Source organism: Methylobacter luteus IMV-B-3098 (assembly GCF_000427625.1).
Classification (GTDB): Bacteria; Pseudomonadota; Gammaproteobacteria; order Methylococcales; family Methylomonadaceae; genus Methylobacter; species Methylobacter luteus.
The window spans coordinates 2,695,697-2,711,574 of record NZ_KE386569.1; the positions used below are offsets into that span (position 1 = coordinate 2,695,697).

The window sequence follows — 15,878 nt, forward strand, 5'->3', positions numbered from 1 at the left end:
TGTCTCGGTTTGTGATGGGCTGGTTTTTTAAAGTGCCGCCAGCGCAACGCTTATTTGAATCGTGTTTTACGAAAAACATCCCCGTTTTTCGCTCTGACAAGCGGCCATGCCGTGCAAACCGGCTTCAGGCATTTGTCATTTTTAACAGCCTATGTAGGCTGGGTTGGAGCTTTAGCGGAAACCCGGCATGGGCGGCCCAGAAAGGCCGGGTTTATCAACTCAAGCCTACCGCTGATAGAAACTTCAGTGCCCGGCACAGCAAACGGGATGAAAGATGCCCTATGCAACATTAGCTGTTGAGAATACACATCAAGCAAGGATCAGTCTGTGCGATGGCATACATAAACAGCCGCCTTAAGAACCGATTCCGGGGCGCCAGAAGGCATCGGAACAATTGTTGCGCGCCGACATCAAAAGTAAGCAGACAGCCTTACTCCACTCTTTCCACCTGATAATCAAATGCTGACAATGGCACAAACGGCTTTATAAGGCGGCTTTATGACTTTATCGAAACTGACGACAACCCTGGTTCTGTGGCTGGGCATGGTTGTGCTGCTGCTCATCATCGAGCGCTTCAGCGCGCCGCCTTCCCTATGGGACAAGGTCATTCTTACTCATGTCTCGCAGCTTCGCAATCTCTGGCTGGATCGGCTGTTTCTGTTTGTTACCCATTTCGGATCGCTTTATTTCCTGGCGCCGACGACAGTGCTTATCCTGTGGTTTCTGGTCAAAAACGATCATATGAGTGATGCCTGGTTTCTGGCTTTGAGTCTGGGCGGTGCAAGTCTTATTGCGCACTTGGCCAAATACCTGTTTCAGCGCGTGCGGCCGGATGCATTTCCGTTTATTGGCACGATGCCTTTAAATGCCTCGTTTCCGAGTGCCCACACCGCACAGATCATGGCTTTCGTGATCGCGCTTTACTTAATTCTCAGACGGCTCGATATGCAGGGCGCATACTGGTTCCTCGCCGTTGCGGCGCCGGTTGCCGTCATGGTCGCGTTGTCGCGTCTTTACCTGCAGGTGCACTATCCCTCGGATGTTCTGGCAGGCCTGGTGCTGGCGCTGCTATGGATTCTGGGCGTCGCGCATCTTTTGGGTACACTCGGCATCAGGGTCACTTGAATTATGCGCAATAAATTTCTGGGCACGGGTCAGAGTGGCTATCATCCCCTGCAAAAATTCAAAGTCATTCTCTCGGGACTGCGTTACGCCATTCTGTATGATTTCAGCGTCGCCTACAAAGTCCTGCTTTCAATCGCGGTCCTGGTTGTGTGCTTCCATTTCCGTCAATGGATCGATTTCCTGTCGGTGTTCTCGGCGACCGGCCTCATGCTTATAGCCGAAATGTTCAATACGACTATCGAAACCCTGTGCGATTTCGTCGAAAATCAGGAGAACCAGAAAATCAAAGTCATCAAGGACATCGCGGCGGCCGCGGCCGGCATCAGCATTCTGATCTGGATCGTGATGATCGTGTCGGAACTGGGCCGGCTATGGTTCATGCTCGGGCCGGGTTAATCAGCGCTGCGCGGGTGGAAAGCGGTCGATACGGCGCAGCGGCGGAAACAGGCCGATCCACAACAGCGTGATGGCCAATGTCGCGCCGCCGCCGATGACTACGGCCGGCACCAGCCCGAACCAGGCGGCGGTAATGCCGGATTCGAATTCGCCCAGTTCGTTGGAGGCGCCGATAAACACCGAATTGACGGCGCTGACGCGGCCACGGATCGCATCCGGCGTTTCCAGTTGCACGAGCATGTGACGGATGTAGACGCTGACCATATCGCCGGCGCCCATCAAAAACAGCATCAGCAGCGACAGGTAAAAGTCTCCGGACAGGCCGAACACAACCGTCGCCGCGCCGAACAGCGCGACACCGCCGAACATCCAGCGCCCGACCCGTCGGGTGATCGGCAGCCAGGCCAGCAGCACGGCCGTCGCCGCCGCGCCGATGGCCGGCGCCGTGCGCAGCAGACCCAGGCCTTGCGGGCCGATATGCAGGATGTCGCTGGCGTAGACCGGCAACAGCGCGACCGCGCCGCCGAACAGCACGGCAAACAGATCCAGTGAAATCGCGCCCAGTATGATCGGCTTGGCGCGCACGAAGCGCAGCCCTTCCAGCAGCGTATGCCAGGAAACCGGCTGGCGACTTGTGGCCGCTTTTCTGTCGGTGCGGATCAGCAGCATCAGCAGTGCCGCTGTTGCCAAGAGTCCTGCAACGCTGGCGTAGACTGTCTCCGGTCCAGTCAGATACAGCAGTCCGCCCAGCATGGGTCCGGCGATCACGGCGGCATGATAGAGCGAGGAATTCAGCGCCACGGCGTTGCCGAAACGCTCGGGCGGCACCAGATTGATCACGATGGCCTGGCCGGCCGGCATCATGAACGCGCGTGCCGAGCCGTACAACGCCATGACCGCAAACACCGGCCAGACGGCTTGCAGACCCGCCAGCGAAAATCCCAGCAACAGCACGCCGCACAGCATTTCCACGACAAAACACAGCATGATAATCCGGTGCCGGTCCCATTGATCCGCGGCTTGTCCCGCGATCAGGATCAGTACCATGAAGGGCGCGAACTGGGACAGGCCGACCAGACCCAGATCCATGACATCGCCGCTGAGCGCATAAATCTGCCAGCCCACGGCGACGGTCTGCATTTGCACGGCGATCGTGGCGAGCAATCGCGCGCTCAGATACAGGGCGAAATTACGATGGCGCAGCGCGCCGAACCCGTTCAGGGATTTTGACATGAAGATACCTTATCGATGGCTATGACGTAATGGCTAAGGAATTTTTACCACAAAGAAAAACTGCAAAACTTTATATCCGGGGCCCATCCGAAACGTTCGGCATTGGCTAGCTGAAAAGGTACGCGATGCGTACCCTACTTGGCTTGGACATTGCGTGAATGCAGCGAGGGGCAAATCCGATGCCTGAACCCCAGGCGCAAGGACGCGTAAGTTTACCACCATACCGCCGGATGGCCACGTCCCTCGAACACGGCCGCCAGTTTAGCCCTGAGTGATCAGGTTGCTTCAGCGCCCTTTCCATCAGGACCTACAAGATTAATTTAGAAAAATCCGTGCCTGATTCAAAACTAATCCGGAAAAAGAGTGCACAGTTCACATTATTGAAATTTGGTCTTAACTGAAGCTCTTCCGTAACAAAATTGTCATATGGCGCTGGTAGTCTCTTGGCTCCCATGGAGCGGGGCTGTTCAGGACTAACCATGTTGAGGCAAGACAATAATGATAAAAAACTTGAAAGTGGGGTTACGGGGGGTTTCAGAAAAGAATGCCGAAAAACTCGAGAAAATTTTTCAAGCGACGGGGAACCGGGAACGCACTTACTCTATTGCAAAACTGACCGATCAAACCGATCTGCTGATCGTCGACATCGATGCGAAAACCTTTTTCGACAGTAAAAATCATATCGATGCCATGCATCCTGAAACGCCGGTTGTGACGGTCGGCCAGTCCGACAAGCCGGAAGGTTCCGATTATCATATCAAGGGATTGTTGCTGGCGACCCGGGTCATTCGCGTGCTCGATCAGGTCAAAATCCCGGCCAGGAACAAACAGGACTTTATCCCTGGCGAACAGACGCCTGAAGCCGGTCACTATGAGGCAGGCAATGGTAGCGATCAGGGCAAGGCCTACGCCTATGCCGTTCTGGTCGTCGATGACAGCGAACTGATGCGGAAGACCATTGCGCTGGAACTGGACAAAGCCTCGCTGCCGTTGAGCATCGATTTCGCCGAGAGCGGCGAACAATCCTTGGCCAAGGTCGCGGCAAAAACCTACGATTTCATTTTTCTCGATGTCATGATGCCGGGCATGGATGGTTATGAAGTCTGCGGCCAGATCAGGAAGATCGCCGAGATGAAGAAAACGCCGATCATCATGCTATCGGCCAAGACCTCCCCATTGGATGAAGTCAAAGGCGTCATGGCCGGCTGCACGAATTACATCACCAAGCCAATCAAGTCCGATGAATTCCAGAACATGCTGGACCGCATCATGAACTGGTTGAGCAATTATAAAAAACCATAACAAGGAGTCGCGATGGCGATTAGAAAAATTTTATGTGTCGACGACATGCTTGTCGAACTGAGCAATCTGAAAAACATTCTGACGGAAGCCGGTTACGAAGTCACGACGGCGCATTCCGGCAAGGCCGCGATCGAGACTATCGCCGCCAGCGGCAATCCCGACCTGATCTTCATGGATATTGTCATGCCGGAAGTCGATGGTTTCACGGCCTGCCGCAAACTGGCCAATGACGAGGCCACTAAAGATATTCCGGTGATCTTCCTGTCCAGCAAGGGCGAGCAGGCGGATAAAGTATGGGCGCAACTGCAGGGCGGCAAGGCCTACATCACCAAACCCTTCCAGAAGAATGAGATTCTGGACCAGATCAAGGTGTTCGAGCGGTGAATACGTTGCTCTCAGCGATTGAGTCCGCGCCGTCGGACCTATTCATCGAGCGCGTTGTCTCGCCCGACGAGGTTCAGGGCATGCAACGCTACGGTTTCAGGATAGGTCCTTTAGGCTTCCTGTTTCCCGAGCATTGCCCCGGCGAGATCGTCATTAACCCGGAAATCCGCCCGGTCCCGCATACCCGGAACTGGATGCCGGGCGTCATGACGTTGCGCGGCAATCTGATTCCGGTTTTCGATCTGTATGCGCTGTTGCTCGACGCGCCGGCCGATCTCCTCAAGCCGACGGTACTGGTTCTGGACCAAGGCAAGCAGGCGCTGGGCTTTGTGCTGAAAGACCCGCCGCAGTGGCTGACGGGACTTGTCGAAGCGCCGGCAGCAGCCGTGCCGGTGCCCGATCTGATCGCCGCGCAGGTCAGCAAAGTCTACCTGCAACAAGAGACGGCCTGGCTGGCCTTCAACAAAACGCATTTTTTCACGTTTCTCGCTGAAAGCGCGAAGTCCTGCTGAAACCATCTGATAGAACAATATAAAAAAGCATGAAAAATCTAAGTATACGACTCAAGCTTCACGGCGCTTTTCTGTTGATGTTGGCCGTACTGGCCGTGCTAGGTTATTACGCCTTCGAACGCATGGATTCTTATTCCGAAGAAATGTCCAGAAGTAACGAGCAGGCCAATAAAATCGCGAATCTGTCCCTGGAGGCTACAGTCCTGTTCAAGATACAGGTGCAGGAATGGAAAAACATGCTGATCCGCGGCCATGTGCAAAAAGACTATGACAAATACAGCAGCCAGTTCGAGGACATGCGCCAGCAAACCCAAAGCACCGTCAGGCAACTGCGCGCGCTAGCCGAGGGGCATCCCGAAATCGTCAAGGCCGCTGACCAGTTTCTGGTCGAGCATGATCGTTTGACCGAGGTTTATCACGCGGCGATTCCGCTATTATTTAGGAACGAGGCCGGCCTCGGTTATCGCGATGTTGATGTCAAAGTGCGCGGCATCGACCGTGCCCCGACGGATGCGATTCAGCATATCGCCGAACAGGCCCAGCGATTGAAAATCAAGACCGGTCAAAATACGGAGCAATCGATAGCGCAGTTCAAACAAGAAACGGCAGCTATCGGCTTGGCCTTGCTTTTGCTGCTGATCAGTCTGTATGTGGCGGTCGTCGAGTTCAGCGTCCTGAAACCGGTCAGGTTCCTGACTAGGTTGGTAAACCGGATTTCCCAAGGGGATTACGAGGCGCGCGCCAAAACCAATGCCCGGGACGAAATCGGCATCCTGGCCCGCAGCTTCGATGCGCTGCTGGACGAGCGGGCCGAAAAACTGGCCGCTTCGGAGCAGGCCAGAACCGAACTGAACAATTCGGTCATTGCCTTGCTGCAGTCGGTCGCCCGTCTGAGCCAGAGGGATCTGACCGTCAACATCCCGGTTTCCGAGGACATCACCGGCACGCTGTCGGATGCGATCAACCTGCTGGCTCAGGAAACGGCATCGACATTAAAAGATGTTAACCATGTATCCGAGCGCGTCAACCTGTCTTCCAGCAAGGTTAAAAGCCAGTCCGATGCGGTTATGGTTTTCGCCGAGCAGGAAAGAATGGAAACGGAAAAAATGCTTGAGGAGCTGAATTCGGCGGTTATGGTGATGCTGAATGTCGCAAAAATTTCACAGACCACGAACAGTTCGTCCAGGGACGCCATGCAGGCAACCAATACAGCGCTGCAGGCCGTGACCGACACCGTGCAGAGCATTAACAAGATCCGCGAGATCATCCGCGAGATTGAAAAGCGAATCAAGCGACTCGGCGAGCGCTCGCAGGAAATCACCGGCGCCGTCAACATCATCAACGAAATCGCCGAGCGCACGCACGTACTGGCCTTGAATGCCGGCATGCAGGCCGCGCAGGCCGGTGAAGCGGGCCGGGGCTTCATGGTCGTCGCGAACGAGGTGCAACGGCTGGCGGAAAGCTCGCGCGAAGCGACCGGCCAGATCTCGCTGCTGGTGAAAAACATCCAGGTCGACACGGCCGACGCCGTCAACACTATGAACGACGTGATCACGCAGGTGGTCGAAGGCACGCGCCTGGCCGAAGAAGCGGGCGACCGCATGAAAGACACGCGTAACGTGACCTTGAAGCTGGTCGAATATGTACATGATATTGCCGACAAGGCCATGAAGCAGGTCAAACTGGGGCAGATCCTGAAGGAGCGCGCCCTGGTCATTCAGCAAAGCACCGAAAAAACCCATATCCAGCTACAGGCGCAGTCGCAGTTGTCGGAAGGCCTCGTCAATGACGCTGAAACGCTGCTGAAAAAAGTCCGCGTGTTCAAACTGCCCGCCTGATGATTGAGCCTACTGTATGTCGCAAGATTCGATGATCGCGTTAAAACCTTTCGGATTGGCACTGGATCAGCTTGATCTTCATCTGGAGGAACTGCTGGCCGCCAGCAATGAAGAAGGCCGGCTGGAACTGGCCGAGCAGCTCAGCGAAGGCTGGCAAGCCCTGGCCGAACAATTGGCCGAAGCCGGCACGCCGGCCCTGATGGACCTGATCGCTTTGTACGCCGAAAACCTGGACCTGCTGCTCGCGAGCCGTGAAAACGGACTGTCCGGACCGGAGCAGGCTTTGTTACAGCATTGGCATGAAGCCTGTCGCGGCTATCTCCAGTCGCCGGCCGATGAAAAAGTCATTGCCGCCTGGGTTTCGCTGTTGCAAGACCCGGTGTGGCAAGAGCCGTTGGACGAGGACGACGCGGCCGAGTTGATTGATGGTGTGATCGAATTTGCGGGCTCTATGGCGAAAGACAGCGTTCTGATGATTGAAAGTCCGGCTTTACTGTCGGAAGAAACCGCTCATGATGAAATCGAGCCCCGGACTGACGACGAGCCACTCATAGACCAGCTGGCTGACAGGCCGCTCGTGCCGGTCGACCTGGCTCTGGTGCATATGATCAGCGATGTATTCGACAAAGTCGCCGATGACCTGACCCATACGCTGGCCAAGCTCAATTGCACATCGCTGGCCGAATACCAGCAGTCTCTCAGCGCCAACGATTTTTTGCTGGAAAATATCAATAAGGCCTGCGAAACGGTAGGCTTGTTCGGCCTGAGCTACGTGTTCAGAAGGCTCTGGCTGAATGTCGTCGCCAAGGCCGCCGAGGATCATAACTATGACGAAGAATGCAATCTCTTCGGCATAGCGCTGATCCTGATCCAGGAATATCTGACCGATATCAGCAATGACAGTCACTGTAGCGCTCTGGTCAGGCATCTGCATGAGCCGGGCTGGCGCAGGCCGTTGCCGGAGGCGATGCAAGGCCGGTTATTCGAGGCGCTTAACGTGTCCGTCACCGATCCCGATGCGCAACGTGCCAATCTGGAAAGAACGATCGCCCGGCCGGAAGACGTGTCGCTGGCGATACCCGACGATGTTGACGGCGAACTGGTGCAGACCTTGTTGCAAGAATTGCCGCTGCTGACGGAAAGTTTCCTGGCGGCCATACAAGATATCATCGGCGCCGACGCATCACAGGCGCGTCTATTGGAGGCGCAGCGCATCGCCCATACCCTGAAAGGCGCCTGCAACACGATCGGCGTTCACGGCATCGCCAATCTGACGCACAGCCTCGAAGCGATTCTGGAAGCGCTCAACATGGAGCAGGCGTTGCCCGGCCGGGAGCTCGGGAACGTGCTGATCGATGCGGCCGATTGCCTGGCCGCCATGTCCGATTGCCTGCAAGGGCAGGGCGCGGCGCCGGAACAGGCCCTGTCCATGCTGCAACGAGTGCTGGACTGGGATTACCGGATCAAGAAAGAAGGCGTGGCCGGCATTGAGATTGCGGATGAATCCAAGGTAATGAGTGTGCCGTCGGAACCGGAAAATCCCGACCATGATGACGATCGGGCCAAGGCCATGACGGCCATTCCGTCGTTCATGATCGATCAGATTATCGAAGTGGCCGCCGAAGCGGGCAGCATCGGCGAGCGCGTTCACGACAAAATCGGAGGGCTGCTGAACGACAGCGACGAAGTCCGTGAACTGACCTGGCGGCTCAGTGAGCTGGTTGCCGAGATGGACCGGCTGGTCAACATCCAGAGCGTAATGGCCAGGGACAGCCGCGGCAACCAGGGCTTCGACACGCTGGAAATGGAGCAGTATGGCGAAGTGCATACCTGCCTCAGCCGCCTGGCCGAAGCCGCGGCCGACGTGCGCGAGCAGAACGCGCAGATGCACCGGCAGTTGCTCGACGGCCGGAACCTCCTGATCGAACAGCGCACCCTGCAGAAAGAGCATCTGGAACGCGTTCAGGGCCTTCGATTGGTGCCCGTACAGAAGATCGTTCCGCGCTGTCAGCGCATCGTCAGGCAGACCGCCAGAATGACCGGCAAGGAAGTCGGGTTGCAAATCAGCGGCGGAACTACCCTGATCGACAGTGAAATCCTGAACGGCCTGTCCGATGCCCTGATGCATCTGTTGCGCAATGCCGTCGATCATGGCATCGAAGCGCCGGAAAGCCGCGTACAAGCCGGAAAGCCCAGGCAGGGCATGATACGCCTGAGTTTTACGAATGACCGCAACGCGCTCAGTATCACTTGCGAAGACGACGGCAGCGGCCTGGACACGGTCAGGATATGGGCGGCTGCGCAGGGCAAGGGTTGGGTCACGGATCAGCAGGCGCTATCGGAGGATCAGATACAAAGGTTGATTTTCCGTCCCGGCTTTTCGACCAAGGAGCAGGCCAGCCATGTGTCCGGACGCGGAATCGGCATGGATGCCATCCAGGCGCGGATCGCCAGCATGAACGGTGTCATGGATCTGGCATCGAAGCCGGGTCACGGTCTGATCGTGACCATGAACGTGCCTTCGAACCGGTATGATGCGCCGATGATTCTGGTCAAACTGGACGGGCAAACCTTCGCGGTGTCGGAACACGGCATCGGGCATATTTTCTGCGCGCTGGATGGCAAGCTGATAGCCGAGACGGACGGTACTCTCCATTATCAGGTCGAGGAACACCGCTATCCGGCCGATACGCTGAGCGATCTGCTCGGACTGGAGCGCAAAAACGGGATGCCCGACAAGGCGGCCGGCCTGCTTTTCAAGGCCCTGAGCGGCGCCGAACAAGTCGTACTGGTCGATCAGGTCATCGGCTACAGAAATCTGATGATCCGGCCTTTCGGCGATTACCTGAAAGGCGTTTACGGCGTCCTGGGCGGCGTGATGCTGGGCAGCGGCCAGATCGCGCCGGTCATTGATCTGTTCGAGCTTATTTCCGACGCCGAAAGGCGTGCGCAGGCCGATCACGCCATAGAACTGGCTCCGGTCACGCAGCGCGTGGCGAAAACGCTGGCGCTGGTCGTCGACGATTCCCTGTCGGCCAGAAAGGCTACCGTGCAGTTATTGAAAGATGCCGGATTCGAGGTGCTGACCGCGATCGACGGGCTCGACGCGATCGAAAAAATCGAGGCCCGAAAGCCCGACATCATTCTATCGGACCTGGAAATGCCGAGAATGAACGGCATCGAGCTGACCCGCTACCTGAGATCGATGCCGGACCTGCAGGCAATTCCGCTGATCATGATTACTTCCCGGTCCAGCGAAAAACATCGAACCCAGGCCGATAATGCCGGCGTGACGCTGTACTTGACCAAACCATTCAGTGAAGACGATCTGATCATCAGGCTAAACGACCTGTTGGAGCAAAGATTGACGCAGGCGGCTTGATGGAAGCGTATCCTCGTGTTTGTTTCTGAAGACGAGGAGAAACAGAACTGACCCGATCGAGAAATTTGCCGCGAAAGCAGCCAGCGAGTCGATGGGGCGGTTCTCTTTTCCGGCTGTAAATAAGGGAAAAGTCACCAACCAGAGTCCATGTCGGTGACGATTTATTTGTAGCGGTTCAGACTCGGTCTGGCGGGTTACAAATTTGCCGCATCTGCATCGGGACATTAATTGTTTCAAATCGACCCGCGCCAGTCAGCCCCGGATATTTACAACACAGATAAAATTGAATCCAGAGATAAAATTGCATCCCCTATTCCTGCCGTATATTCATAGCTGAACAGGCACAGCACCCAGTGCCGTGATTGACTGTTTTCGGTATTTTTCTTCTGATTCTTGTCGGCGCTGATAAAATTTTTTGAAGATAACAGGACTTGTCTTGCTTTATTGCGCCCTTCTCTTATTTTTTCGCGAACCAGCCACGCCAGGCGCGTCGGCCAGGAAGACCAGCCCATCAGTTTTACTGCGGGGATCAACTTGACATCTCCGCTCATCTTGTACCGCTGCAAGCCCGCGCCCCAATTCACGCCTTTGATTGATGGATCGCTGTAGACCGACCTTACAACCTCCGCATTGATAATTGTCCCTGCGCTGTAGCGGAGCCAATTCGGCGATACCAGATTGGCGTAGATCCACAACATGTCTCTGTCCAAAATGCCCATTGCAAACGCTGCAAGAGAACCATCGAGACGTAAAGTGAGAAGTCGAATTTTTTTAGCCTTGGCATAGGTAAGCACCGTTTCCCTAAAAAAAGCGGCTTCCAATGGATCGTCCAGAATGGCCAGCCCCCGTTTTAGCCGATTTCTTTCGCGGTGAACCAGAACTATCTCATCCAGAGACCTTTCAATTTCGTAAACTTCAGACGCCCATTGCATATCCAGCGTCAGGCCATCGCGTTTAATTCTGTTTTTTGCTTTTGCGACGGCTGATCTGGTGTTTAGGGATAGATACTGATTCAGCCCGCTTTGCCTGTCAAACCGTAGCTGCGGTGAATAGGTGAAAGTCGATATCTCACTCGGTTTAAGCCGGTTCCTTATTGCGCTGACTACAGGATCAGTGTCAGGCAGATCAGTCAGGCAGAGAAACCATGGTTTTTTAATTGCCTGGAAAGCTTTTATCAATGTTTGTCCAAGGAGATCGCCGGAGAACTGGTCTCGGGCCGAGAACCAGTATGGCTCTCCTTGCACGCCGATTTTGGTGATCTTGCAGAATAGATTCTTATTATGGAGCGCAAAAAGGCCGGCCGCAACCAAGGCTTGATCATTCCATATCAATACGCCTATCGGCTCTACTTCCGGGTTATAAAGCAGCCAGGATTCCAGCAGAGGCCATCTTACTGCTGATGGCGCGAAAGTTTCGGCGAACAACAAGTCAATTTGTGCGGCGTAATCAGAAAGTTGATCACGCCCTCTTAAAATAAGTGACTTACACCCCTCATTCAAATAAAGATCATTTTTTTTATCAATCACTTTGAATATTTCATCGAGTTTAGTGATAGCCATTTTGAATTCTCCCCCGAACTTTGAAGTAGTCATATTGAAGCCTGATTGGGTCGATGTATCATGTAACGTCGATATTCCCTGTTCATGACGACTTCAGTTAACTTATTACCCTCTCTTCATTGATCACATGAGCCGGAGAAACAAAGTCATCTTTCGACGTTGAAAACACCCGACGCAGATGAAGCTCTTCAGGTTTTGCATTTGGGGACGAAGGCAGTGATTTCAGCTTCATCATTGGATTGATCCATCAGCAAGCAGAGCCTGACTATATCAAGAACTGCGTTCTGACACGGTCGGGGTCGCTGGCGGTCGTTCAGAGTTAATATAAAACCTGAAACGCCCATACATTATCAGATCAAGCATTGTTAATTTATCTCCGGCAACGATGATTAACAGTACATATTCCGGACTAAATACACAATAAGTAAGAATACCCATGAAAACTAACACGAAAAATAATGGGCTTTGGTATTTCAAAGCCCATCCATGCTTTTAAATATGTAAATAATGCATAGAGACTTTTCACTGGCCGGTTTTAGCCGATAGCGGATATTCATGTCAGATAATATCCGCGTAAGTCTGAATTCAATGTAATTTATACCGGATTAAATTCAGACTTATTGCCAATAATTCATTCCGTGCGGATGAATGGCAAGCCCACTGGAGATAAATAACGGGAATGGGCGTAGCGCTTGTTGCAGCCAAGTGGAGCGCCTGATCATGCATTTTGCTTTATTTCAAGTTCGGGATCTACAAAATCCCAAGGTTGACTGCTTGATGCCCAGAATACTTTTTGAGGTTTAAATAATGCCGGGTTTTCTAATGTCGCCGCATGAAAAAAGAGTAAACCAGGATAACCGGAAGACCTTTTTAAAACAGGATTTCCACAATTGGAACAAAACCCGCTGCTAATAGTATTGCCATTATCTGATGTCATGTCATAGCATTTTAGCTCGCCCGTTATCGAGGTTATTTCATCGGGAACTGCAAATTCAGCAGAATGACCAGAGCCGGTAATTCTCTGGCACTGCCTGCACTGGCATAGAAAGGAGAATTGCGGCTTACCTTTAATTTCGTATTGCACTGAGCCACAAAGGCAGTGTCCTTTTAGCGAATCCATATATTATTTGATACCTTATGTTGATGCTTTATTTAATAACCAAACACTCTGAAAAGAGCGCCATGCGGTATATCTGTCCGAGGTACAATCAGGGGCAGGCTCTGACACTGACTTAATACTCGAAACAGGTATTGTTGCACAGTTTGAATGTTAGAATAATTGCGTCAATAATGCCATTCAGGATCTGAAGGTTCAGTGCTATGGATATCCGTGATTTATATCAATTTAACCAACCCATTGATTCTGGCTGGACGATATATGATCAGTCAGCCTCTTGCTGGCATGAGCGGTTGGTTATTGGCTCGGAGAACCGAATGCCCGTATTTTTAGCATGGCGGTTGACGATGCCAACCGTTGGCGGTGCGTCATCCTTATCGTCAGGCATAAAAATCATGCACGAAATAACACCCAGGAGTAATCGTTGCGAATAACAAGAATATTGGCCATCAGCGGCAGTCTCCGCAAGGCATCGCTGAATACCGCCCTGTTGCGCGCCGTTTCGAAGCTGGCGCCGGCAGATGTCCGGATTGATCTTTACAGCGGCATGGCGCAACTGCCTTTGTTCAACCCGGATATCGAAGCGACTGATCCGCCGGCGGTAGCGGATTTGCGCAACCGTTTGCTCGGCGCAGACGGCGTATTCATTGCGAGCCCGGAATATGCCCATGGCGTTACCGGTGTCGTGAAAAACGCTCTGGACTGGATGGTGGGTTGCGAAGCCTTCGTAGATAAGCCGGTTGCGTTGCTCAACACCTCGCCGCGGGCCACTCATGCACAGGCCGCCCTGAAGGAAACCATCACGATGATGTCCGCCAGAATTGTTGATGAGGCGTCTATTACCGTACCGATTCTCGGCTCTAAACTTGACGAGCCGGACATTGTCTCCGATCCCGAAATTTCAGCCGCGCTGTATGAGGCCATCCTGGCCTTTCGGCGCGCAATAGCGCTTCATCGGGCCGAAGGTGGCACCGATGAAGCAAATTTACCGCGCCCGGCGCTCTGAAGCGCGCGCCAGCGTTTTCATTGGACAATTACTAAATCAGGAGAATTATGAACAACATTACAATCCGTCAGGCTGTTCTGTCAGACATTGACGCGCTTGCGCCCTTGTTTGACGGCTATCGGCAATTCTATGGCCGCGGGAGCGATCTTCGCGCCGCGCGCGAGTTTCTATCGGCCCGCTTCAATCATGGTGAGTCGGTCGTGTTTATTGCCCATGACGCGAACGTTCCCGTCGGCTTCGCACAGCTTTATCCGAGCTTTTCATCGGTTTCGCTCGCCAGAACCTTCGTGCTCAACGACCTTTTTGTGCACGAGAGCGGTCGCCGGAAAGGAATCGGTTCACTGCTGCTGGCAGCAGCCGTAGAGTTCGGCAAATCACTGGATGCGGTGCGCCTTTCGCTGTCGACGGCAGTCAGCAACGAGGAAGCGCAAGCGCTGTATCGATCGGCCGGCTGGCAGCGCGACGAACAATTTTTCGTCTATCACTATGCCATCCCTGCCCAATAATGCCGTAACCGGCAGTAAACGCCAGAGGCTGCCGCGATCGGCAGCAAGGAGAAAAAATGAAGGGTAGTTGTTTATGCGGGGCCATTCAGTACGAAATCGACAGCATTGACATGCCTGTCGGCCACTGCCATTGCCAGACTTGCAGAAAGGCGCATGCGGCGCCGTTTGCCTCCACCGCCGGCGTAATGCGCGAGCACTTCCGCTGGTTGCAGGGCGAGAACAAGCTTTCATCCTTCATGTCGTCTCCGGGAAAGCTGCGGCATTTCTGTTCCGTGTGCGGCTCTCATCTGGTCGCCGAACGTTTCGGGCAGCCTCATGTGATTGTGCGTGTTGCGACCCTTGATGAAGACCCGGGCGTCAAACCCGCGATGCACATCTGGACATCACACGACGTTTCGTGGCTTGAATACGAGGATATTCCAGCTTATGCGGAATGGCAGCCGGGGCGGTGATACAATCGCTGTCTTTTGATTTCTGGTAGATGGAAATATCGTGATTCGTTTGTTCAATTTGCTTGCCAATCTTTTTCCGTTTTGGGTGCTGATCTTTAGCGGCCTGGCGTTGTTTTTTCCCGGGTGGTTTACCTGGTTTAGCGGACCGATGATCGTCTGGGGCCTGGCGGTGATTATGATCGGCATGGGCATAACGCTTAGCTTCGAGGATTTTCGCAGGGTAACGCGCACTCCCCGGCCGGTTTTAATCGGAGTTGCCGCTCAATTTGCCGTGATGCCTTTGCTGGGCTGGACGATAGCCTCGGGCTTTTCGCTCGAGACTCAACTGGCGGTCGGTTTGATTCTGGTGGCTTGCTGCCCCGGCGGAACCGCATCCAACGTGGTCAGCTACATTGCCCGCGCCGATGTGGCGTTATCGGTGCTCATGACTATGTGCTCCACTTTTGCGGCTGTCGTCATGACGCCTCTGCTGACTCAATGGCTGGCTGGCGCCTATGTGCCGGTGGATGCCTGGAGCCTGTTTTTCAATACGCTGCAAGTGGTGATTTTGCCGGTTACGCTGGGGATGCTGCTGAATCGATATACGCCCCGCCTGGTACAGGCCGTGATGCCTGTCGCGCCTCTTGCTTCGGTGATCGTCATCGCGCTGATCTGCGCGAGCATAATCGGCGCGAATGCCGGCATGATCAAGGATTCCGCTTTATCGTTGTTGAGCGCGGTTGCATTGCTGCATCTCGGCGGCTTTACGCTCGGTTACATGATGGCGAGGATGTTGAAGCTCGAAGAAAGCGCCTGCCGCACGATTTCCATCGAGGTCGGCATGCAGAATTCCGGATTGGGCGCGGTACTCGCACAAACCAGCTTCGCGCAAATGGCGCTGGCACCGGTGCCAGCGGCTATTTCGGCCAGTTTTCATTCGATCATCGGCAGCCTGTTTGCCGCCTGGTGGCGCCTGAAGCCTGCCGGAAACGGGCATGCGCCGATAGCCGATCAAATTCCGGCTCCGGCGTGTTTTAAATCGGCCGGAACTGACCATAAACGGCATCGTTGAATAATGCTGAACGAT

Annotated in this window: 14 protein-coding genes; 11 read left to right on the forward strand and 3 right to left on the reverse strand. The window is 54.2% G+C overall.

What is annotated here, in order from left to right:
• The first annotated feature begins 498 nt into the window (after positions 1-498).
• Positions 499-1,125 (forward strand): phosphatase PAP2 family protein, encoded by a 627-nt coding sequence (locus tag METLU_RS26800; RefSeq protein WP_051299920.1) that lies wholly within the window; start codon positions 499-501, stop codon positions 1,123-1,125.
• Between the two features lie 3 nt (positions 1,126-1,128).
• Positions 1,129-1,521 (forward strand): diacylglycerol kinase, encoded by a 393-nt coding sequence (locus METLU_RS0114490; protein ID WP_036243148.1) that lies wholly within the window; start codon positions 1,129-1,131, stop codon positions 1,519-1,521.
• On the opposite strand, the gene METLU_RS0114495 is transcribed toward METLU_RS0114490, so the two are convergent.
• On the reverse strand, positions 1,522-2,754 hold the full coding sequence (locus METLU_RS0114495; protein ID WP_027158846.1) for an MFS transporter: 1,233 nt from the start codon (positions 2,752-2,754) through the stop codon (positions 1,522-1,524).
• A gap of 498 nt (positions 2,755-3,252) precedes the next feature.
• Between METLU_RS0114495 and METLU_RS26805 the strand changes: the two genes are divergently transcribed.
• From METLU_RS26805 to METLU_RS0114520, 5 genes are read left to right on the forward strand one after another with little or no spacing between them, the layout of a single operon-like run.
• Complete coding sequence (locus tag METLU_RS26805; protein ID WP_051299921.1) at positions 3,253-4,056, forward strand: response regulator; 804 nt, start codon at positions 3,253-3,255, stop codon at positions 4,054-4,056.
• A 12-nt stretch (positions 4,057-4,068) separates the two neighbouring features.
• Positions 4,069-4,440, forward strand: coding sequence for a response regulator (locus METLU_RS0114505; protein WP_027158847.1), 372 nt, complete (start codon positions 4,069-4,071; stop codon positions 4,438-4,440).
• Positions 4,437-4,952: a chemotaxis protein CheW gene (locus METLU_RS26810; RefSeq protein WP_051299922.1), complete on the forward strand. Its 516-nt coding sequence runs from the start codon at positions 4,437-4,439 to the stop codon at positions 4,950-4,952. Before METLU_RS0114505 ends, METLU_RS26810 begins: the two co-directional genes overlap by 4 nt.
• A gap of 29 nt (positions 4,953-4,981) precedes the next feature.
• Positions 4,982-6,790, forward strand: a complete 1,809-nt coding sequence (locus METLU_RS25440; protein ID WP_081679108.1) for a methyl-accepting chemotaxis protein — start codon at positions 4,982-4,984, stop codon at positions 6,788-6,790.
• Between the two features lie 16 nt (positions 6,791-6,806).
• Entirely contained in the window at positions 6,807-10,172 is a 3,366-nt protein-coding gene (locus METLU_RS0114520; RefSeq protein ID WP_027158848.1) for a hybrid sensor histidine kinase/response regulator, read from the forward strand.
• Positions 10,173-10,438: 266 nt separating this feature from the next.
• On the opposite strand, the gene METLU_RS0114525 is transcribed toward METLU_RS0114520, so the two are convergent.
• Entirely contained in the window at positions 10,439-11,731 is a 1,293-nt protein-coding gene (locus METLU_RS0114525; RefSeq protein ID WP_196806544.1) for a GNAT family N-acetyltransferase, read from the reverse strand.
• A 718-nt stretch (positions 11,732-12,449) separates the two neighbouring features.
• On the reverse strand, positions 12,450-12,851 hold the full coding sequence (locus tag METLU_RS27410; protein WP_081679109.1) for a GFA family protein: 402 nt from the start codon (positions 12,849-12,851) through the stop codon (positions 12,450-12,452).
• Between the two features lie 421 nt (positions 12,852-13,272).
• Here METLU_RS27410 and METLU_RS25445 point away from each other — a divergent pair, with 421 nt between their 5' ends.
• The 4 genes from METLU_RS25445 to METLU_RS25450 are packed head-to-tail and all read left to right on the forward strand — an operon-like array spanning position 13,273 to position 15,863.
• Entirely contained in the window at positions 13,273-13,854 is a 582-nt protein-coding gene (locus METLU_RS25445) for an NADPH-dependent FMN reductase (protein WP_051299924.1), read from the forward strand.
• Between the two features lie 47 nt (positions 13,855-13,901).
• A complete protein-coding gene (locus tag METLU_RS0114535; protein ID WP_027158850.1) occupies positions 13,902-14,360 on the forward strand; it encodes a GNAT family N-acetyltransferase in 459 nt (152 codons plus the stop codon).
• A gap of 56 nt (positions 14,361-14,416) precedes the next feature.
• A complete protein-coding gene (locus METLU_RS0114540; RefSeq protein WP_027158851.1) occupies positions 14,417-14,812 on the forward strand; it encodes a GFA family protein in 396 nt (131 codons plus the stop codon).
• Positions 14,813-14,852: 40 nt separating this feature from the next.
• Entirely contained in the window at positions 14,853-15,863 is a 1,011-nt protein-coding gene (locus tag METLU_RS25450; protein ID WP_231383616.1) for a bile acid:sodium symporter family protein, read from the forward strand.
• Positions 15,864-15,878: the final 15 nt, after the last annotated feature.